The following is a 20,087-nucleotide window of genomic DNA, read 5'->3' as shown; positions in this document are numbered from 1 at the left end:
CGACGCGTCCTAGATGCCGCCGGCCTTCTTGCGCCGGTTGTAGTCGCGCATCCGCTGCGGCACGCCGACCACCGCGGCGTCGTACGACGGCACGCGGTGCCGGTTGGCGAAGTCGTGCGCCCACTTCACGCTCGGCACGCGCCGGCGGGTCCACTCGCCGTCGTGGGCGACCAGCAGGAGGGTCACGTCGTTGACCGCCGTGCGCGGCTCGACGAACCCCTCGACACCCTGCCGGGTGGCGACGAAGCCCTCGAGGTGTCGGACGTCCTCGCTGTCAGAGGCACGCACGCGCGTCGAGCCGGTGCGGGTGGCGTCCCGCGCCGGACCACTGGTGCGTCCCTTGCGGCGGAATCGGTCGAACAGGCCCATGGCGCACATTCTGCCGGGAGGTTCCGCATCGTGCGCGCGGATCGCCGGTTCGGCCCGGCAGACCCGGTGTGGACAGCGTCGTGAAGAGTGCAAAGATGGACGCGCCCCGAGGTGGTCGGTGCGAGTCGAGCGTGTGGAGGAAGTCAGTGGCGGACGGTGAGTTCGACGTCCTCGTCCTCGGGGCCGGATCGGGCGGCTACGCCTGTGCCCTGCGAGCGGCCCAGCTGGGCCTGAGCGTCGGCCTGGTCGAGAAGGGCAACCTCGGCGGCACCTGCCTCCACGTGGGCTGCATCCCGACCAAGGCCCTCCTGCACGCAGCGGAGGTCGCCGACTCGACCCGCGAGGCCGCGCAGTTCGGCGTCACCGCCACCCTCGACGGCATCGACATGGCCGGCGTCAACGCCTACAAGGACAAGGTCGTCGACCGGCTCTTCAAGGGCCTCACCGGCCTCATCAAGTCGCGCGGCATCACCGTCATCCAGGGCGCGGGCACGCTGACGGGTCCCCGTGAGGTGACCGTGGACGGCACCGCCTACACCGGCAGGGCCGTCGTGCTGGCCTCCGGCTCCTACAGCAAGTCGCTGCCCGGCCTCGAGGTCGACGGCGAGAAGGTCATCACCTCCGAGCACGCGTTGCGCCTCGACCGGGTCCCCGCGTCCGCCATCGTGCTGGGCGGCGGCGTGATCGGTTGCGAGTTCGCCAGCGTCTGGAAGTCGTTCGGCGCCGACGTGACGATCGTCGAGGCCCTCCCCCGGCTCGTCGCCGCGGAGGACGAGGCCTCGTCCAAGGCGCTCGAGCGCGCGTTCCGCAAGCGGAAGATCAACTTCCTCACCGGCACCCCGTTCCAGAGCGTCAAGACCACCGACACCGGCGTCGCCGTCACCGTCGAGGGCGGTGACGTGATCGAGGCCGAGGTGCTCCTCGTCGCGGTCGGCCGTGGCCCGTCGACGGACGGCCTCGGCTACGCCGAGCAGGGCATCGAGATGGACCGTGGGTTCGTGCTCGCCGACGAGCGGTGCCGCACCAACGTCGAGGGCGTCTACGCCGTCGGCGACATCGTCCCCGGCCTCCAGCTGGCCCACCGCGGCTTCCAGCAGGGCATCTTCGTCGCCGAGGAGATCGCCGGGCTCGACCCACGGCCGGTCGACGACGCCGGCATCCCCCGCGTGACCTACTCCCACCCGGAGATCGCGTCGGTCGGGCTCGACGAGGCGAAGGCCCGCGAGCTCCACGGCGACGCGGTCACCACGCTGACCTACGACCTCGGCGGCAACGGCAAGAGCCAGATCCTCCAGACCCAGGGCTTCGTCAAGCTGGTCGCCCTGGCCGACGGTCCGGTGCTCGGCGTCCACATGGTGGGCGATCGGGTCGGCGAGCTCATCGGCGAGGCCCAGCTCATCTACAACTGGGAGGCACACGCCGACGACGTCGCGCCGCTCGTGCACGCCCACCCCACGCAGAACGAGGCTCTCGGTGAGGCGCACCTGGCGCTGGCCGGCAAGCCGCTCCACGCGCACTCCTGAACCACTCCACAGAATCTCCCCAACCAAGCGAGCGAAGGAACCACATGGCCTCCGAAGTCACCCTCCCCGCACTCGGCGAGTCCGTCACCGAGGGCACCGTCACCCGCTGGCTGAAGCAGGTCGGTGACACGGTCGCCGTCGACGAGCCGCTGCTGGAGGTCTCCACCGACAAGGTCGACACCGAGATCCCCTCCCCGGTCGCGGGCACCCTGCTCGAGATCAAGGCCAACGAGGACGACACCGTCGAGGTGGGCGCGGTCCTCGCCGTCGTCGGCGACGAGGGCGAGTCCGCGGGTGACGCCACCGACTCCGCCGAGCCGGAGGCGCAGCCCCAGGACGAGGGCGAGTCGGAGAAGAAGGCCGAGCAGGAGGAACAGGTCGCCGAGGAGACCGGCGAGCTCCCCGCGGGCGACGAGACGCCCGAGTCGGAGAAGGACGACGCCCCGGCGCAGTCCGAGCCCGCCGCCGAGCAGGCCTCGTCCGGTGGATCGTCCTCCGGCGGCGGCTCTTCGTCCGGTGGTGGCGGCGGCACGCCGGTCACGCTGCCGGCGCTGGGTGAGTCCGTCACCGAGGGCACCGTCACCCGCTGGCTCAAGCAGGTCGGCGACGAGGTCGCCGTCGACGAGCCTCTGCTCGAGGTCTCCACCGACAAGGTCGACACCGAGATCCCCTCACCCGTGGCCGGCACGCTCCTGGAGATCAAGGCCGAGGAGGACGAGACGGTCGAGGTCGGCGCCGAGCTCGCGATCATCGGCTCCGGCGACGCCGGCTCCGGTGGGACGTCAGAGCCCCAGTCCGCCGAGGCGCGGCCCAAGGACGAGGAGAACGCCGAGAAGAAGGCCGAGCAGGAGCAGCAGATCGCCGAGGAGAAGGGCGAGCTGCCCGCCGGCGACGAGACCCCGGAGTCGGACAAGCAGGAGTCCGCCGAGCCGCAGCAGGCCGAGCCCGAGGCGAAGGGCGAGGCGCCCTACGCCCCGGCCCCGCAGGGCGAGCCCGAGCCGCAGCGCACCGACGCCGCCGCCCAGGCCCCTGCCTCCTCCGGCTCCGGTTCCGGCTCCGGTTCCGGCTCCGGTTCCGGCTCCACGGAGGGCGGCCGCGACCAGTCGGCGTACGTCACTCCGCTGGTGCGCAAGATGGCCGACCAGCACGGCGTGGACCTCGGCTCGGTGCAGGGCACCGGCGTCGGTGGCCGCATCCGCAAGCAGGACGTCCTCGATGCCGCCGCTGCCGCCCAGCAGGCCGCCTCGGCCCCGGCTGCTGCGGCCGCTCCGGCTGCCGCGCCCGCCGCTGCCGGCGCTCCCCCGGCTGCTGCCGCCCCGTCGTCGGCGTCGCCGTCGCCGCTGCGTGGCACCACCGAGCCGCTCTCGCGCCTGCGCAAGGTGATCGCCTCGCGCATGGTCGAGTCGCTGCAGGAGGCCGCCCAGCTGACGCAGGTCATGGAGGTCGACGTCACCGCGATCGCCCGTCTGCGCGAGGCGTCGAAGGCCGACTTCCTGGCCCGTGAGGGCGTGAAGCTGACCTACCTGCCCTTCTTCGCCAAGGCCGCGATCGACTCGCTCAAGCTGCACCCCAAGCTCAACGCGGCGATCGACACCGACAAGGGCGAGGTGACCTACTACGACCGCGAGAACATCGCGTTCGCCGTGGACACCGAGAAGGGCTTGCTGACGCCGGTCGTCAAGGAGGCCGGTGACCTCTCGATCGCCGGGCTGGCGAAGAAGATCGCCGACGTCGCCGAGCGCACCCGCACCAACAAGATCACCCCGGACGAGCTGTCCGGCGGCACGTTCACCATCACCAACCTCGGCAGCTTCGGGGCGCTCTTCGACACCCCGATCATCAACAAGCCGCAGGTCGCCATCCTCGGCCCCGGTGCCGTGGTGAAGCGTCCCGTCGTGATCGACGACCCGAACCTGGGCGAGACGATCGCGGTGCGCCACATGGTCCACCTGTCGCTGACCTACGACCACCGCCTGGTCGACGGCGCCGACGCGGGCCGCTTCCTCCAGGAGGTCAAGAAGCGCCTCGAGGCCGGCCAGTTCGAGGTCTGAGCAACCGGTCGTCCCGTAACCCGACGACCTGACGTACGACGCCCCGTCCACTCCTGGTGGGCGGGGCGTCGTCGTACGTCCGTCCCACCTGCGGCCGAGCGGTGCATGGCGGGGGCGGTCACCGGATATCCGGTGACTCCCACGACAACGTGGAAGAACCGAGCCACCTGGTGACGCAGATGTTCCATGATCTTCGGGACCCACGACGCCGGTGGCCGGCCCGCCCTCGCACCTGTCGCACGGCGACGCGCTGTGCGTCGGTGTGTGAGCCACCTCCGCCAGCCGTGGAAGGCGAGGGTCGCGCCGCCCATGCGCGTGTCCGGCGGCGGCGCGCCGAGCGGGGCGTCGTCGTACGTCCGTCCCACCCCGCAGCCGCCTCGCGCTGCAATGCCGGGTTGGTGCTTGTACCCACTGGGCTGCACGGGGGTGGGTACAGCACGTAACCCGGCGTCACAGCGGTCGGGGTCACACGAAAATCGGGCGCGCGGTGTCGGTGCCGGCACGTAACGTCTGGTGTTTGTGACGGTGACCGAGACGCAGACCCACACGGCACCGGCGACGACGTCCGCGACCGACGGGCTGCCGCCGGGCCGGGTGCCTGTCGACTGGCGCCGGGTACGCCGTCCGCTGACCTACCTCTGCTTTTCGATGTCGCTGCTCGGCGCCGTCGCCGCGTCCCTCGGCTCGATGGTCGCCGGTCGTCTCGCCGACGGCCCGACCAGCACGCTCCTGACCCTCCTCGCGCTGTGCGTCGTCGGCGGGGCGGTGATCGACACCGTCGCCAAGACGATCTGGGCCACCATCTGCGACCGCGCCGAGGGGAAGCTGCGCTCCGACCTGCTCGACGCCGCGATGGCGCAGCCGTTGTCCGAGCTCTCCGAGCAGGCCGTCGGCGAGGTCCTCGACCGCATCGACGACGACACGTGGGAGGTCGGCCAGCTGATGCGCTGGGGCGTGTGGCAGGCCGCCCGCACCTTCCTCGCCTCGGGCCCGCTGTGGGTCGTCGCCTCCCTGACGTGGTGGCCGGCCGCCTTCCTGTTCCCGCTGACCGCGGTCGTCACCTACCTCGCGATCCGCCGCCTGCTCCCGCAGATCGCGGAGCGCAAGGTCGTCGAGGAGGCGGCCTGGACCGACCACGCCGCGTCCACCGAGGAGGGCGTCGCCGCGCGCGACGACCTCCGCACCTCGCTCGGCCAGGCCCACGTGCTGGGCCGCAACGCACACCTGGCGTCCGTCGTCCACCGCACCCTCGACGCCGTGCTGGCGGTCGAGGTGCGTGTCACGCGTCGCAGCGGGGGGCTGCTCCACGGCGCCCTGGCCGCCGTCGGCGTCGTCGGCGTCGCGCTGGCCATCTCCGGTGACCTGTCGACCGCCCGGCTGGTCACCCTGTTCCTCGTCACGACGATGTTCGTCGGCGGCGTCGACATGCTCGCGCGCCACCTGCCCGACCTCCAGGAGGGATTCGGCGCGGTGCTGCGGCTGCGCGGCATGCTCGCCTCGCCCGCCGAGCCGACCGGTGGCCTGCCCGTGCCGGACGGCCCGCTCGACGTCGAGTTCCGCCACCTCGAGTTCAGCTACGGCACCGGCACCTTCGCGCTCCGCGACGTCGACCTCCTGCTCAGCGCGGGCCACACCTGCGCCCTGGTCGGTCGCACCGGGTCGGGCAAGTCGACCCTCGCCTCCCTCCTCTCCCGGGCCGTCGAGCCGCCCCGGGGCATGGTGTTCCTCGGCGGGGTCGACGTCCTCGACCTCGACCTGCAGCAGCTGCGCTCGGCCGTCGGTGTCGTCACCCAGCGCACCGAGGTCCTCGCCGGCACCCTCGCCGACAACATCACCCTGTTCGACGACGTCCCGCGCGCGGTCGTCGAGGCGGCGGTGGCGGAGCTCGGCCTGACGGAGTGGGTCGCCGGGCTGCCCAGCGGCCTCGACACGGTCCTCGGCCCCGGCGGCACCAGCCTCTCCGCCGGGGAGGAGCAGCTGGTCGCCTTCGCCCGACTCCTCGTGCGCGACGTCAGCGTCGTCGTCCTCGACGAGGCCACCGCACGGATGGACCCCGTGACCGAGGCCCGCGTCGTACGCGCCGCCGACCGGCTGATCTCGGGTCGCACCGGCATCCTCGTCGCCCACCGCCTCTCCACGACCGAGCGCGCCGAGCAGGTCGCCGTCCTCGAGTCCGGCCGGGTGGTGCAGCAGGGCCCGCGCGCTCGCCTCGCCGCGGAGCCCGGCCGGTTCCGCGACCTCCTCGACGCGGCCGCCCACGAGGTGGCGGTCGAGGAGCACCACCACGACGACGCCACCATCGGGTCCGTGCGTCGCAGCACCACTCCCCCGCCGCCGCCCGAGCTCACGCCCACGCCGAGCCTGGCCCGGCAGGTGCTCCACACCATCAGCATGCAGCCGCAGTGGGGACTGGTCGGTGCGTTCCTCTTCCTCGTCTCCTCGCTGACCGGCGCCTTCGGCGCCGTCACCGGCTGGGTGTGGGGCCACATCGTCACCGACCTGCAGTCGGGTGAGCGTCCGGGGTTCCTCGTCCTCGCCCTGGTGGTCTCCCTCCTGATCGGGCCGCTCCTGCTCGCCCAGGCGTTCCGCACCTACCCCCACTGGTGGGTGGAGGTACGCCTCCGCGTGCGCGCGGCCGTGCTGCACGGGCAGACCTCCCAGCGTCGGTTGCTCCGCACCCCGCCCGGCGAGGTCGTCGCCCGCACGATGGACGCCGACCGCCTCGCGCGCTACACCGACCGCTGGGTCGACTTCGTCAACGGCCTGATCATCGCGGCGGTGACCGCCCTGATCGCCCGCACGTGGGTGGCCGGCGCGGTCCTGCTGGCCGTCATGGTCGCGTCCGCCCTCGCCTCGACCCTGGGCCGCCGCGTCGCCGGACGCTCGGCCGCTGCCGCGTCCACCGCGCGCGCGAGGTTCGGGCAGTCGCTCGTGTCCGCGCTCGAGTCGGTGCGCACCGTCAAGCTCGCCGCCGCGACGCCGCAGGTCCACCAGCACCTGCGCGACGTCGACGGCGGCCGGGTGGACGCCGCCGTGCGCGAGCACCGCGTGCAGGCCCTGCTCGAGGGCGTGCCGGTCGTCATGGTCCAGTGCGGCGTCGTCGCCGCATGGGGCGGGCTGCTCGCCGGGCAGTGGGAGCTCGCGACCGCGCTGCTCGTCGCCAACGCCGTCAGCGGGTTCGACTGGTTCGGCCGGGTCGCGGGCACGGTCGTGACCGAGGCCCCCGGCACCCGCGCCTGGATGAGGGCCACCAGCGAGCTCGCCGGCGGTGGCGACCTGATGGACCTCCCGCCCGGTGTCGACCTCGTCCGTGGCACCGGCCCGGAGCCCCCCACCCCCCACCGCGACCCGCTGCGCACCCTGGCGATCCGCGACCTCGCCGCGGTCCACGACGACGGCACGGTCGGCGTCGAGGACGTCGACCTCGACGTGCAGGCGGGTGAGCTCGTCCTGCTGCTCGGCCAGGTCGGGTCGGGCAAGTCGAGCCTGCTGAGCGCACTCGCGGGCCTGGTCACCAGCACCGGGCAGATCCGCTGGAACGGCCATGTCGTCGACGACCCGCAGACCACGCTCCGGCCCGGCCGGGTGGCCCACGTGGCGCAGGTGCCGCGGGTGCTGTCCGGCACGTTCACCGGCAACGTCGCCCTCGACCACGTCGACCGCTCGGTGGTGCCCGCGCTCGAGGCGGCCCGCATGGGACGCGACGTCTCGGAGGCGGGTGGCCCCGACGCCCTCGTCGGCCACCGCGGCGTACGCCTCTCCGGCGGCCAGGTGCAGCGGCTGGCGCTGGCCCGGGCGTTGGCGACCGACGCCGATGTGCTGCTGGCCGACGACGTCTCATCAGCGCTCGACGCCGCGACCGAGATCGAGCTGTGGCAGGCACTGCGCGCCCGCGGCACCGCCGTCATCGGCGCCACCAGCAAGGCGGCGGCGCTCGCTCAGGCCGACCGGGTCGTGGTGCTCGACTCCGGCCGCGTGGTCGACGACGGGCCCTGGCACGAGCTGTCGTCGCGGTGGGCCCACCTGGCCGGCTGAACCACCCGCGGCCACTTGGGCCGCATGGTTGGGTGGGGACATGCGCGTCGTCATCGCTGGTGCCTCGGGCTTCCTCGGGACCCACCTGTCCGAGCACCTGCGCACCCACGGGCACGACGTCACCGCCCTGGTCCGGCGCGAGCCCGGCTCGCCGCAGGAGTCGCGCTGGGACCCGGCCGTCGGCCGCATCGACGCCGCGGTCATCGAGGCTGCCGACGCGGTGGTCAACCTCGCCGGGGCGCCCATCGCCGGCAACCCGCACTCGAGGAAGTGGGCCGACGAGGTGCTGGAGTCGCGGGTCTCGACGACCCGGCTGCTCGCGGAGACCATCGCGAAGTCCGAGCGACCACCGGCCTTCCTCGCCGGCAACGGCATCGCCTGGTACGGCGACCACGGCACGTCGCCGGTCACCGAGGCCACCCCCAGCACTGGCGACGCGTTCCTCACGAAGGTCTCCCACGAGTGGTCCGCAGCGGCCGACCCGGCCCGGGAGGCCGGCGCGCGCGTGTGCGAGCTGCGCACCTCCCCCGTCATGGACCGCACCTCGCCCCCGCTCAAGCAGCTGCGCCTGCTGTTCCAGGTCGGTGGCGGCGCCCGGCTCGGGTCGGGCGAGCAGTTCATGCCGATGATCTCGCTGCGCGACTGGGTCGGCGCGGTGGGCTACCTGATCGAGTCGCGCGACGTCTCCGGCGCCTTCAACCTCTGCTGCCCGAGCACGCCGACCAACGCCGAGTTCACCCGGGCGCTGGCGGCCGCGGTGCGCCGCAAGGCCTTCCTCGCCGTCCCCGCACCGCTGATGAGGCTGGCTGCCGGCGACCTCGCGCCCGAGGTGCTCGGCTCGGTCAACGCCCAGCCGGCGGCGCTCGAGCGGGCCGGCTACGACTTCGAGGACGAGGACGTGCGCGAGGTGCTGGCCACCGCGCTGTCCTGACCGCGCACCTCGGCGACCAGCCACGTCCCGCGCTCGCGCACCAGCACCACGCGCCGCGTCGACGGCCGGCCGACCGGCAACGCGACCGGGGCCCCGGATCCGACGGCCTCCGCACCCACGACGCGGTCGGTGACCACGACCTCCAGCCGGTCCGGCGAGCGGTCCGCGACACGCAGGGCCAGCACCTGTGTCGCCATGCCATCGACCCGGAGCCCGCGCCGGCGGTAGTCGCGCAGCAGGCGGACGTCGGCCGCTCCCGCCCCGGACCCGTCGGCGTACAGCTCTTCGAGCCCTCCGGCGTCGCCGGCGGCCCAAGCCGCGGACCGGCGCTCGTCCCACGCCGCCAGCACGGCAGCCGCCCCGGAGCGTGCGGGCTGCTCGGCGGATGCCGGCGCGGCCGGGACGGTCGATCGTGGGCGCGGCGCGGGGTCGGGTCGTGCCACGACCACCACGAGCACTGCCACCACCAGGGCGCAGGCGGCGGCGGTCAGCCCGGGGAGGAGTCGTCGCGGGTCCACCCCGCCACCCTCGCCGATCCGCCGGGCGGCCGCTGGCGTCATCCACAGGCCGTCGGCCCACCCCACCCGCGGCGGTGTCGGTGACCCAGCGGCGTACGCTCGGGGACATGTCGTCGGACCAGATCACCACGCACCCGCTCGACGTCGAGGTCGCCGGACTCGGCGACGACGCCGTCGACTACCTGGCCGCGTGGGACCTGCAGCGACACGTGCACGAGGAGGTCGTCGCGGGCTCACGGCCCGACACCGTCCTGCTGCTGGAGCACCCGCCCGTCTTCACCGCCGGCAAGCGCACCGACCCCCACGAGCGGCCGCTCGACCCCGGCGGCGCGGCGGTGATCGACGTCGACCGCGGCGGCAAGATCACCTTCCACGGCCCGGGCCAGCTGGTCGGCTACCCGATCGTCGGGCTGCCCGACCACGTCAAGGTCGTCGACTACGTGCGCCGCGTCGAGGAGGCGCTGATCGCGGTCTGCGCCGACTTCGGCGTCACCACCGCCCGCATCCCCGGCCGCAGCGGCGTGTGGCTGCGGGAGGACGAGCGCGGGCCCGAGCGCAAGATCGCGGCGATCGGCATCCGCGTCAGCCGCGGCGTGACCATGCACGGCTTCGCGCTGAACTGTGACGTCGACCTGGGCTGGTACGACCGCTTCGTCCCGTGCGGGATCGCCGACGCCGGTGTCACCTCGCTCTCGCAGGAGCTGGGTCGCGACGTCACGGTCGAGGACGTGCTGCCGAACGTGCGGCGCCACCTGGCGACGTACCTGTCGTGGCAGCCCTACGACGCCACGCCCGACTACGACGCGCGCCCCGAGCCGGGCCGCGGCCCCCGCATCGAGCTGGTCAGGCCCGGCGCACCGGCCTGAGCACGGCCACCGGGATCACGCGACCTGCCTTGGCCTCGTAGCGCGCCACTCCCGGCGCGCGGGCCAGCACCACGTCGCGCCACACCCGGTCGCGCTCGGCGCCGTGCAGCTCGACCACCTCGACGTCCTGCGCCTCCCGCCCGATCTCGACCTGCGCACGCGGCGTGTGCCGCAGGTTGCGGAACCAGTCGGGATCCCGGGGCGAGCCGCTGCCGGTGCCCCACACCAGGTAGCCGCCGTCGTGCTCGAGGTAGCGCACCATCGTCGACCGGGGCAGGCCGGTACGGCGCCCGGGCGAGGTGATCATGAGCACGGTCGTGTCGCCGAAGGCGTCGAGTCGCCCGCCTGCCGCCCGGTGCAGGAAGACGCCGATCCTGTTGCCCGTCGCCGCGAGGCGACGTCGTGACGTGCCCACCTGCTCAGCGTCCACCCGCCGGCGGCCGTGGTCAACGCGTACGTACCGGCGACCGGTCAGCCCCGCCGGTCCTCCCCGAACCGCTCGTGCGAGTGGTGCTCCTCCGCGAGCCGTCGCAGCGTCGTGAGCACGGTCGCGAAGACGACCTGCCCCACGACCATCTCCTCCAGCAGGCCGATGCGGTCCTTCCCGTCGTCGAGGTTGGCGATCTCGTGGCGCGCCAGCTGGTCGGCCATCGCGACGTAGGGCGCGATCTCGGCCGGGCCCCGCGGATGGGTGTCGAACCCGGCCACCAGCTCCAGCGTCGCCGCCAGGTTGTCGCGGTCGACCGAGTCCTCGCGCACCCGGTCCCAGCCCGCCTGCTCGATGATCGCGTCGGCGATCGCCCGCGCCGGCTCCCGGCCCGCCCCGGGCGGCGGGGGCGTCGGCGCCAGCGCGTCGGCAGCGACCGCGAAGAGGTCGTGCACGGTGCCCCGTGTCTCCGTGGCCGCGACCAGGCGCTTGAGGCCCTCGACCGGCACGTCCCCCACCTCGCGGAGGATCCGGAGCAGCTCGAGGCGTCGTACGTGCGGATCGCCGTACTCGGTGAGCCGCGGCGTGCGCTTGTCGCCCTCGGGCAGCAGGCCCTCGCGCAGGTAGTACTTGATCGTCGGCACCGGCACCCCGGTCTGCTCCGAGAGCTCGGAGATCCGCACGGCCACCCCCTTGACGTCGGCGTGTAGATAGTGTCACTGTCGTAGACGACAGTATAACTATCCAAGGGAGGATCCATGGCCGACCCGACCACCCGGCGTGTCCCCCGCGCCTACGCCTCCGCCCGAGGTCGTACGCCGTCCGGCGTGCGCGGCGGGCAGTACGTCGCCGACCTCCAGGCGGACGACATCGTCCTGTTCGTCATCGGGATGCGCATCAACCGGCTGCGCAAGGTCCGCAGCTGGTGGCCGGCCTTCGTCGCCATGCCCCGGATGCTAAGCGAGCTCGCGCGGGCCGACCGCGGCCTCCTCGGCGTCCACACCTTCTGGGCCGGCCGCGTCTTCCTCACCGTCCAGTACTGGCGCAGCGCCGAGGAGCTCGGCGCCTTCGCGCGCGACGCCTCGATGTCGCACGCGCCGGCCTGGGGCGCCTTCAACAAGCGCGCGGCCGCCACCGGCGACGTCGGCATCTTCCACGAGACGTACGTCGTGCCGAAGGACCGGATCGAGTCCCTCTACGGCAACATGCCCGAGTTCGGCCTGGCGCGGGCGGTCGGTTCCCTCGAGCGGGGGTCCGGCCACCTCACGAGCGCCCACGAGCGCCTCGACAGCACGCAGCCGGACTACGTCGACGCCCCGGCCTGAGCGGGGCGGAGGCTGATTGGGGGCGCTCGGCGCCCCGTCGTAGAGTGGCGGGTGTGACGACTGCTCCCGCACCCGAAGGACGCAAGCTTCTCCGACTGGAGATCCGCAACGCGGAGACCCCGATCGAACGCAAGCCGGAGTGGATCAAGACCCGGGCCAAGATGGGCCCTGAGTACACCTCCCTGCAGAACCTCGTGAAGTCCGAGGGGCTCCACACGGTCTGCCAGGAGGCCGGCTGCCCCAACATCTTCGAGTGCTGGGAGGACCGCGAGGCGACCTTCCTCATCGGCGGCGACCAGTGCACGCGCCGGTGCGACTTCTGCCAGATCGACACCGGCAAGCCGCAGCCGCTCGACCGTGACGAGCCGCGCCGCGTCGCCGAGTCGGTGCAGAAGATGCAGCTCCGCTACGCCACCATCACCGGTGTCGCTCGCGACGACCTCCCCGACGGCGGCGCCTGGCTCTACGCCGAGACGGTCCGCGCGATCCACGAGCTCAACCCCGGCACCGGCGTCGAGAACCTCATCCCCGACTTCAACGGCAAGCCCGACCTCCTCCAGGAGGTCTTCGAGTCGCGTCCCGAGGTCCTCGCCCACAACGTCGAGACGGTCCCCCGGATCTTCAAGCGGATCCGCCCGGCGTTCCGCTACGACCGCTCGCTCGACGTCATCACGCAGGCCCGCGACTTCGGTCTGGTGACCAAGTCCAACCTGATCCTCGGCATGGGTGAGACCCGCGAGGAGGTCAGCCAGGCGCTGCGCGACCTCCACGAGGCCGGCTGCGAGCTGATCACCATCACCCAGTACCTCCGCCCCTCCCCGCGCCACCACCCCGTGGAGCGGTGGGTCAAGCCGGAGGAGTTCGTCGAGCTCAAGGCCGAGGCCGACGAGATCGGCTTCGCCGGAGCGCTCTCCGGGCCGCTGGTCCGCTCGTCCTACCGCGCCGGCCGGCTGTACGGTCAGGCGATGGACGCGCGCGCCGCCGCGACCGCCTGACCCGCACCACCCCTGCACCCAGCACCTGTTGAACACCTGACCGGACAAGGCCACACGATGTCGACCCCCGCCACCACGCCCAGCTCGCGCCGCGGGCAGATCATGCAGACCTACCAGATGGCCAAGCGGAGCGACCCCCGCATCGGCCTGATCGTGATGGGCGTCTTCGTGCTCGGCGCCGCCCTGGGCTTCGCGCTCATGTGGGTGCTTCCCGGTGAGGGCCTGCTCGGGTGGATCCTCTCGGTCGTCGGCGCGCTCCTGATCGGCACGCTCTGCGCGCTGCTCGTCTTCGGTCGCCGCGCCCAGAGCGCGGCGTACACCCAGATGGAGGGCCAGCCGGCCGCCGGTGCGGGTGCCCTGCAGATGCTCCGCCGCGGCTGGAAGGTCGACCCGGTCGTCGGCTTCACCAAGCAGCAGGACGTCGTGCACCGCGTCGTCGGCCCGCCCGGGATCGTCCTGGTCGGCGAGGGCTCGAGCCCCAGCCGGGTCAAGCAGCTGCTCGCGACGGAGCGCAAGAAGCACGAGCGCGTGGCCTACGGGGTCCCGATCCACGAGGTCGTCTGCGGCCGCGGCGAGGGCGAGGTCCCGCTGCCCAAGCTCGTGAAGCACGTCCAGAAGCTCGGCCGCAACGTCAAGCCCGCCGAGATGACCGACATCCTCCAGCGCCTCAAGGCCCTCGACGCCCAGCGCGGCAAGCTGCCGCTGCCCAAGGGGCCGATCCCGACCTCCATGAAGGGGATGCGCTCACAGCAGCGCGGTCGCTGACCGCACTGCTGCTCGCCACGGCTGCCGGCGTCAGTGACGCAGCGGCCTCAGGTGGTTCTTGACGATGTAGGCGCCGACCTTCCGCCCGAGCGCCTTTCCCATCTCGGTCGAGAAGCGGAAGTGGATCCCGGCCCGCACGCGCGAGTCGGCGTTCTCGTCCGCTGCCTGGGTGAAGGTCTCGAACGAGCGCACCGGGTTCGCCGGCAGCGCTGTCGTGGAGCCCATCGAGAACGGCACGTGGTCGGTGCCGAAGGCCCTCTTGAGCGCCTCCGCCGCCCCGGCACCGAGGACGCTGTGCGTCGACGGGTAGTCCTGGACCGGCGGGGTCTCCAGGTAGCTCAGCCACGCCGGATCGGCGACCGTGCGGCGGTTGCCGTCGGTGTCGCCTGCCCGGATCGCGGTGTACGGGCGCCAGAAGTCCCAGTGGAACTTCGAGTCCCAGCCCGCGACGTAGCTGTCGTACAGGGACATGTCCATGAGCGCGAACATGCGCGCCGCGCGCCACAGCTCCAGGTGCTCGCTCGTCGTGGTGACGCGGGCGATGCGGGGCCAGCCGATCTCCGACGACTCGTACCACCAGCTGGCGTAGTTGCTCTGGTCAGCGGTGCGGGTCGTGCTGCCGAGGGCACCGACCGACTTCACCTCGTCGTACGCCCGGGCGTAGCCGCGGCTCCTCAGCGACGGGGGCGGCGGCACCCGGAACTGGTCGGGCGACGTCAGCCCGAAGGGCGTCGCGTAGCGGAAGTCCTCGGCGAAGGTGAAGGGGTACGGCGGGACGAACTGGTAGTCGCCGGGCTCGGTGCCCGGCACGTACGTCGAGCTGAAGAGGTCGACGTCCGTGCCGTCGCCCTCCCGCAGCGCCACGATGGCCGCCGCAGCCGCTGCGCCGAGGGTCAGGGCACTCGTCTTCGCGGGGCCGTCGGGCACGGTGGCGAGCCAGGGCGCCAGCTCGGCGTCCAGCGTCGCCCGCTGGGCGGGATACACGGTGGCGAGCACGTCGTGCGCCGCGGCGGCCGCGGCCACGACCGGGTCCGCGCCGTACGACCGGCCGAAGTAGGCGTACTGCTCGTAGCGCGGCCTGATGGCGTTGAGCGCGTCGTGCATCGCGATGTGCGCCATCGCTTGGTGCCGCGCACCCAGGAAGGAGACGAAACCGTCGTCCGTCATCCCCGCCTCGAACGCGATGCGGCTCCAGTCGACGACGACGTCGCTGCTGGTCGTGGTCGGGTGGTGGTGGTGGTAGGTGGTGGTGGGGGCGAGGGCGTCCTGCGAGCCCCCGTCATCGGTCGCTTCGGCGTTGCCGCCGAGTGCGAGGAGCGCGAGCAGCACGACGAGCGCGGTCGCGGCGGCCGATGCCGTCCGCCGACCCGCGCGCCCTGCCGGCGCCGCAAGAACATGTCTGCTCGAGGTTGTCGTCATCGGTCCTCCTCAGAGAGTTCCGACAGCCCGAAGGTCCCCCGTGGCCAGCCCTCGACGCTACGCCGGGCGGCGGGCGCACGCGCGGACCTGACTAGTCCTGACTAGACCGCGACGGTGCGGGTGCCGGCGGCGACGTCGTGGAGGCCACGGCCGTCGAAGGTCAGCAGCGGCGGCACGAGGAGCGCGACGAGCACAGAGCGGCCGAGCGCCCGCAGCAGCGAGACCGGGCGGCCGGAGCCGTCGTTCCGGACCACCCGGAGCCGGGTCGCGAGCTTGCCGAACGACCCGCCGGCCACGGCGGTGAACAGGGCCGACTCGACGACGAAGAGCGCCAGCGTGCCGAGGCCGTTGGGGTTGCCGTCGAGGACGTCGACGGCCACGAGGCCCTCGACCACCGCGAGGCACGCCACCCAGTCGACGAAGAGGGCCAGGATGCGGCGCCCCCAGGAGGCCGACGCGAGCTCCGGTGTTACAGCGCTGGTCACGCGACCACCCTAGGAGGCGTCCGGGAGCGGCCCAGCGACCGGTCACCCGTAACACGGGCGAAACAAACGGGATACGGTCTGGAAACTGCTCCCACCTAGCGTGGCGGCACGGTGCAACGAGGCTCCGCTCCCGAACGCTGCAAACTCGACGTGCGCACACCGCCGTCAAGGAGGAACCGAATGTTCAACAACTCGGATGAGCTGCTCAAGTTCATCAAGGACGAGGGCGTCGAGATGGTCGACGTCCGCTTCTGCGACCTGCCTGGCGTGATGCAGCACTTCACGGTGCCGGCCGGGGCGTTCGACCAGAGCGTCTTCGACGACGGCCTCGGCTTCGACGGCTCCTCGATCCGCGGCTTCCAGGCGATCAACGAGTCGGACATGTCGCTCTTCCCGGACCCGACCACCGCGTACGTCGACCCGTTCCGCCGCAGCAAGACCCTCAACGTCAACTTCTTCATCCACGACCCGATCACCGGCGAGGCCTACAGCCGCGACCCGCGCAACATCGCCCGCAAGGCGCTGGCCTACCTCGACTCGACCGGCATCGCGGACACCGCCTTCTTCGCCCCCGAGGCCGAGTTCTACATCTTCGACAACGTCCGCTACAGCACGGGCGTCAACGAGGGCTACTACCACATCGACTCCGTCGAGGGCTGGTGGAACTCCGGCAAGGACGACGGCCAGAACAAGGGCTACAAGACCCGCCTCAAGGGCGGCTACTTCCCCGTCGAGCCCTACGACCACTACAGCGACCTGCGCGCCGACATGGTCAAGAACCTCGAGGCGTGCGGCCTCGAGGTCGAGCGGGCCCACCACGAGGTCGGCACCGCCGGCCAGGCCGAGATCAACTACAAGTTCGACACGCTGCTCAAGGCTGCCGACGACGTGATGAAGTTCAAGTACCTCATCAAGAACACCGCGTGGGAGGCCGGCAAGTCGGTCACCTTCATGCCGAAGCCCATCTTCGGCGACAACGGGTCGGGCATGCACGTGCACCAGTCGCTGTGGAAGGACGGCGAGCCGCTGTTCTTCGACGAGACTGGCTACGCCGGCCTGTCCGACACCGCCCGCTGGTACATCGGCGGCATCCTCGAGCACGCCCCGTCGCTGCTGGCCTTCACCAACCCGACGGTGAACTCCTTCCACCGCCTGGTCCCCGGCTTCGAGGCGCCGATCTCGCTGGTCTACTCCTCGCGCAACCGCTCCGCCTCGGTCCGCATCCCGATCACGGGCGCCAACCCCAAGGCCAAGCGCGTCGAGACCCGCTTCCCCGACCCGTCGGCGAACCCGTACCTCGCCTTCTCGGCCCTGATGCTCGCCGGCCTCGACGGTGTCCAGAACAAGACGGAGCCCGCCGCCCCGATCGACAAGGACATCTACGAGCTGCCGCCGGACGAGATGGCCGACATCGCGCAGGTCCCGACCAGTCTCGGCGCGGTGCTGGACGCCCTCGAGGCGGACCACTCCTACCTCACGGCCGGCGGTGTCTTCACCGACGACCTGATCGAGACGTGGATCCACTTCAAGCGCACCCAGGAGATCGCTCCGGTCCAGCTGCGGCCGCACCCGCACGAGTTCGAGCTCTACTACGACATCTAGAACTAGATATAGGAGATCTGATCGAACTCAGACTTCGAAAAGATCGCGAGAGCGGCGGCTGACCTGCGACAACAGTCGCGATGTCAGCCGCCGTCTCGACGTTGGGGCGCACCCCGGTACGCGGGCGTCGGCTTTCATTCCCGCCAACTCGTCGGGCGGGATGATGCCGAATTCGGTCAGGTCAGGTCGATGTACGAACTCGACGGGGGGAGGTTCCGAAGCGGTTCTCTCCGAACCTGTGTTGAAGCCGACGTCGAATGACCAATTCTGGGTCTCCACGTGGAGGAGCCGTGCACGGATCTCTCCATGCCAGCTTCGGGCGTCTGCATACATACCGCCCGTCCTGACGCAGTCGACGACGGCGCGGTGGCGCGCCTGCAACACATGGCTTCATCGGTGGCGCGCCTGCAACACCTGGCTTCATCGTCCCCAAGACAGAGGATGGGTGTGTTGCCCTGTCGTACTGCGTACGGACTGCCCCAACTAACCGAAGAGTCCCTGTTTCCGCAGGTCAGCTACCTGAGCGCATCACCACTACGACCTGGAAGCCTCACCTGGTGCCTTTCACCGACGGTCAACGTTGATTCGTTCGGCTTGTGTCAATCCGTCGAAGCCCCAGGACGTGGCGTCGTGCTGGTGCACGATGACGTATCCGAGGCGCGAGCTCACGCCCCCAGCCTCGAACCGCTCGCGGACGTGACGGACGAACCGCGCTCGTTGCGTCTCGTCGGTGGTGCCGGCGGTGATGTGGGCTTCTACAACTGTGCGGGCGGCGGGTTCGGGTTCGTCGGCGCCCTCGTGCGCGTGGATCGCCGCCGCCCCCTGCTCGACCCGCACGAGCGAAAGCCCGGGATCCTTGCCGAGGTCTGAGGCGAGCAGGTCGATGAGGTCGCGGGACAGGGCCCGCACCTCCTCGGCTTGCAGCGGCGCGGTGGTGTGGACGGTGACGTAGGGCATCGCTGACTCCTTCGGACGCTGTGACAGGTGCGAGGTCGTGCACCGGCGTCGTCCACCCACTGTCGCGTCCCAGCGTGGGAGCGCCGTTGAGTGCGGCTTGTGTCAGCCGGACGTGCGGGGCAAGGCGTCGGCGAGGGAGGCCAGCACGTCGCGGGTCGAGACCACCGTCGCGAACTCCCCGTGCAGGTTCGTGGCCGTGACACGCGCGAGCTCATCGGCCGTCACCGGGGTCCCGTCCGGTGCTGTGCGGTCGAAGGTGTGGGTGGCGTCGAGGATGAAGTAGGTGTCGTACCCGAGGTTGCCGGCGATGCGTGCTGTCGTCTCGCAACAGTGGTTCGTGGTGATGCCGCAGATGTAGAGGGTGTCGACGTCGGAGGCACGCAGCCAGCTGTCGAGATCGGGCGATCCGTGGAAGGCGGAGTTGACCTGCTTGCTCACGACGAGGTCGGGACCGGGTGCCAGGTAGGGCTTGAAGGCGTTTCCGGGGTTGCCGGGGTAGAGCGAGCCCAGAGGGTTGGCCGAGTCGTGTCGGACGTAGATGAGAGCGTGCGGTGACGAGGCGAAGGCTTTCACCAATGCCGCGATGTTCCCGTCACATGCGGGGTTGTTGCGGCGACCCCACTTGGAGTCGCGGAAACCTTCCTGCGCGTCGACGACGATCAGCGCGGCTCGATATTGGTACTCCTGTGGTTCATGAACGGCGTCAGGCACGGTCTGCCCCAAGATGCGAGGTCAGGTGTCGTGGTCTTGCCGCGCCGTCGCTGGCGAGTCCGGTCTGATAGGACGACATCGCCACGAGCGTCGCGCGCATGCGTAGGTTGCCGTCGGAGTCGCGTACCAGGGCGGCGGATCGAAGGACGCGGCTCTGTCGGCTGATGAGTTCGGCGGTCGCCTCGAGGCGGCCAACTGGGATTGGCGCGTCGTGCCGGAGGAGGGTCAGCCGGAATGCCGCGGGACGGAACTCGGCGCCGGCTTTCAGAGTCGACTGCACGGCGGTTTCTGCGGCGAACCGCGCAAGCGTCCGACAAAGCCGCTCTGCGTCGCGGTCAAGGACTCCGGTCGCCACCGTGGACGAGAAGGTCGCGCGCCCGGGACGGACGTCCTCGAGCAGCAGTGACGTCGTGACCGGTTGGGGCTGCAGCGGCGGACCCAGGCGTAGGCGACGGTCCAGCTGGACGGTGACGGCAGGGCGGAGCGGGGCGGCTGCGGGCGAAAGGCGGTGAGCGAGAATCATGGAAAGGGTCCGTTCCTGGCTGGCACGGGCCCTTCTTCTCGGTCTGGGGGTCCGTCGGGGCCTACTCTCGCCGGGCCGGATTGTGAGTCGGTTGCGGAGCTGTTGAGTCCGCCCCTCACCCGCGTGCTTCGCTCGGTTGGCCCTCTTCGGCGGCCAAGACGCGCGACAGCGCCGAGGAGATCACCTCGATCTCCTCGGCGCTCAGGTGTGCGAGGTAGTGCTCGGCCACCGCTTGCAGGTACGTCGGTGCGGCAGCCTTGAGCCGGCGGCGCCCCTCGGGCGTGATCGCGGCGAAGGACGACCGCTTGTCGTCGGGGTTCGGTTGGCGTTCCATGAGTCCGACGCGTTCCAGCTCGGAGACAACCCGGCTCACTCGCTCGCGGCTGACGACGGCTTGCCTGCCAAGCTCCGACATGCGCAGTCGGCGCTCGGGGGCGGCGTTGACGACAAGCAGCACGTCATACCAGGTGATGGGCAGGCCCGCCTGGGCGAGCGCGCGCTCGAGCTTGGGGAGCACCGCCGCGTGCGCCCGAAGCAGGGTTGCCCAGGCCCTGATGTCGTCCGGTCGATCCACACCACGAGCAT

At 71.6% G+C, this 20,087-nt stretch carries 19 protein-coding genes; 9 read left to right on the top strand and 10 right to left on the bottom strand.

Features of this window, described 5'->3' with window-relative positions; all coding sequences use genetic code 11:
* Positions 1-9 precede the first annotated feature (9 nt).
* On the bottom strand, positions 10-369 hold the full coding sequence (locus tag AC3A3L_RS14750) for a hypothetical protein (RefSeq protein WP_487640795.1): 360 nt from the start codon (positions 367-369) through the stop codon (positions 10-12).
* A 146-nt stretch (positions 370-515) separates the two neighbouring features.
* Between AC3A3L_RS14750 and lpdA the strand changes: the two genes are divergently transcribed.
* The 4 genes from lpdA (at position 516) to AC3A3L_RS14730 (ending at position 8,909) form a co-directional block, all read left to right on the top strand.
* Positions 516-1,892: a dihydrolipoyl dehydrogenase gene (lpdA, locus tag AC3A3L_RS14745; RefSeq protein WP_487640794.1), complete on the top strand. Its 1,377-nt coding sequence runs from the start codon at positions 516-518 to the stop codon at positions 1,890-1,892.
* Positions 1,893-1,936: 44 nt separating this feature from the next.
* Positions 1,937-3,943 (top strand): 2-oxoglutarate dehydrogenase, E2 component, dihydrolipoamide succinyltransferase, encoded by a 2,007-nt coding sequence (sucB, locus tag AC3A3L_RS14740; protein WP_487640793.1) that lies wholly within the window; start codon positions 1,937-1,939, stop codon positions 3,941-3,943.
* A 525-nt stretch (positions 3,944-4,468) separates the two neighbouring features.
* A complete protein-coding gene (locus AC3A3L_RS14735) occupies positions 4,469-7,978 on the top strand; it encodes an ATP-binding cassette domain-containing protein (protein ID WP_487640792.1) in 3,510 nt (1,169 codons plus the stop codon).
* A gap of 40 nt (positions 7,979-8,018) precedes the next feature.
* Complete coding sequence (locus AC3A3L_RS14730; RefSeq protein WP_487640791.1) at positions 8,019-8,909, top strand: TIGR01777 family oxidoreductase; 891 nt, start codon at positions 8,019-8,021, stop codon at positions 8,907-8,909.
* On the opposite strand, the gene AC3A3L_RS14725 is transcribed toward AC3A3L_RS14730, so the two are convergent.
* On the bottom strand, positions 8,855-9,427 hold the full coding sequence (locus AC3A3L_RS14725) for a hypothetical protein (RefSeq protein ID WP_487640790.1): 573 nt from the start codon (positions 9,425-9,427) through the stop codon (positions 8,855-8,857). The genes AC3A3L_RS14730 and AC3A3L_RS14725 overlap by 55 nt on opposite strands.
* 107 nt (positions 9,428-9,534) lie before the next feature.
* On the opposite strand from AC3A3L_RS14725, the gene lipB reads away from it, so the two are divergent.
* On the top strand, positions 9,535-10,293 hold the full coding sequence (lipB, locus tag AC3A3L_RS14720; RefSeq protein WP_487640789.1) for a lipoyl(octanoyl) transferase LipB: 759 nt from the start codon (positions 9,535-9,537) through the stop codon (positions 10,291-10,293).
* On the opposite strand, the gene AC3A3L_RS14715 is transcribed toward lipB, so the two are convergent.
* Both AC3A3L_RS14715 and AC3A3L_RS14710 read right to left on the bottom strand, forming a co-directional pair.
* On the bottom strand, positions 10,271-10,708 hold the full coding sequence (locus AC3A3L_RS14715) for a nitroreductase/quinone reductase family protein (protein WP_487640788.1): 438 nt from the start codon (positions 10,706-10,708) through the stop codon (positions 10,271-10,273). The two genes, lipB and AC3A3L_RS14715, sit on opposite strands and share 23 nt — an antisense overlap.
* A 56-nt stretch (positions 10,709-10,764) precedes the next feature.
* Positions 10,765-11,403 carry a MerR family transcriptional regulator gene (locus AC3A3L_RS14710; protein WP_487640787.1) on the bottom strand — a complete coding sequence of 213 codons (639 nt, stop codon included), beginning with the start codon at positions 11,401-11,403 and terminating at the stop codon, positions 10,765-10,767.
* A gap of 75 nt (positions 11,404-11,478) precedes the next feature.
* Here AC3A3L_RS14710 and AC3A3L_RS14705 point away from each other — a divergent pair, with 75 nt between their 5' ends.
* The 3 genes from AC3A3L_RS14705 to AC3A3L_RS14695 are packed head-to-tail and all read left to right on the top strand — an operon-like array spanning position 11,479 to position 13,805.
* Positions 11,479-12,045: a DUF4188 domain-containing protein gene (locus tag AC3A3L_RS14705; protein WP_487640786.1), complete on the top strand. Its 567-nt coding sequence runs from the start codon at positions 11,479-11,481 to the stop codon at positions 12,043-12,045.
* Positions 12,046-12,098: 53 nt separating this feature from the next.
* Positions 12,099-13,040, top strand: a complete 942-nt coding sequence (lipA, locus tag AC3A3L_RS14700) for a lipoyl synthase (protein WP_487640785.1) — start codon at positions 12,099-12,101, stop codon at positions 13,038-13,040.
* A 57-nt stretch (positions 13,041-13,097) separates the two neighbouring features.
* Positions 13,098-13,805, top strand: a complete 708-nt coding sequence (locus tag AC3A3L_RS14695) for a DUF4191 domain-containing protein (protein ID WP_487640784.1) — start codon at positions 13,098-13,100, stop codon at positions 13,803-13,805.
* A gap of 30 nt (positions 13,806-13,835) precedes the next feature.
* Here AC3A3L_RS14695 and AC3A3L_RS14690 read toward each other — a convergent pair whose 3' ends face one another.
* The gene (locus tag AC3A3L_RS14690) at positions 13,836-15,224 is read right to left on the bottom strand and encodes a vanadium-dependent haloperoxidase (RefSeq protein ID WP_487640783.1); all 1,389 of its coding nucleotides are present in this window, start codon (positions 15,222-15,224) and stop codon (positions 13,836-13,838) included.
* Positions 15,225-15,325: 101 nt separating this feature from the next.
* Positions 15,326-15,709, bottom strand: a complete 384-nt coding sequence (locus AC3A3L_RS14685; protein ID WP_487640782.1) for an RDD family protein — start codon at positions 15,707-15,709, stop codon at positions 15,326-15,328.
* 180 nt (positions 15,710-15,889) lie between these two features.
* Here AC3A3L_RS14685 and glnA point away from each other — a divergent pair, with 180 nt between their 5' ends.
* Positions 15,890-17,311 carry a type I glutamate--ammonia ligase gene (gene glnA, locus AC3A3L_RS14680; protein WP_487640781.1) on the top strand — a complete coding sequence of 474 codons (1,422 nt, stop codon included), beginning with the start codon at positions 15,890-15,892 and terminating at the stop codon, positions 17,309-17,311.
* Positions 17,312-17,875: 564 nt separating this feature from the next.
* Here the strand turns inward: glnA and AC3A3L_RS14675 are convergent.
* From AC3A3L_RS14675 to AC3A3L_RS14660, 4 genes are all read right to left on the bottom strand, one after another.
* Positions 17,876-18,268, bottom strand: coding sequence for a hypothetical protein (locus AC3A3L_RS14675; protein WP_487640780.1), 393 nt, complete (start codon positions 18,266-18,268; stop codon positions 17,876-17,878).
* A gap of 102 nt (positions 18,269-18,370) precedes the next feature.
* Entirely contained in the window at positions 18,371-18,979 is a 609-nt protein-coding gene (locus AC3A3L_RS14670; RefSeq protein WP_487640779.1) for a cysteine hydrolase family protein, read from the bottom strand.
* On the bottom strand, positions 18,972-19,502 hold the full coding sequence (locus AC3A3L_RS14665) for a hotdog family protein (RefSeq protein ID WP_487640778.1): 531 nt from the start codon (positions 19,500-19,502) through the stop codon (positions 18,972-18,974). Before AC3A3L_RS14665 ends, AC3A3L_RS14670 begins: the two co-directional genes overlap by 8 nt.
* Before the next feature lie 115 nt (positions 19,503-19,617).
* Positions 19,618-20,076 carry a MarR family winged helix-turn-helix transcriptional regulator gene (locus AC3A3L_RS14660; protein ID WP_487640777.1) on the bottom strand — a complete coding sequence of 153 codons (459 nt, stop codon included), beginning with the start codon at positions 20,074-20,076 and terminating at the stop codon, positions 19,618-19,620.
* Positions 20,077-20,087 lie beyond the last annotated feature (11 nt).

The sequence above is a fragment of the Nocardioides sp. Soil_C_8 genome, assembly GCF_057656315.1.
This window is presented reverse-complemented; position numbering and strand designations above follow the sequence as displayed.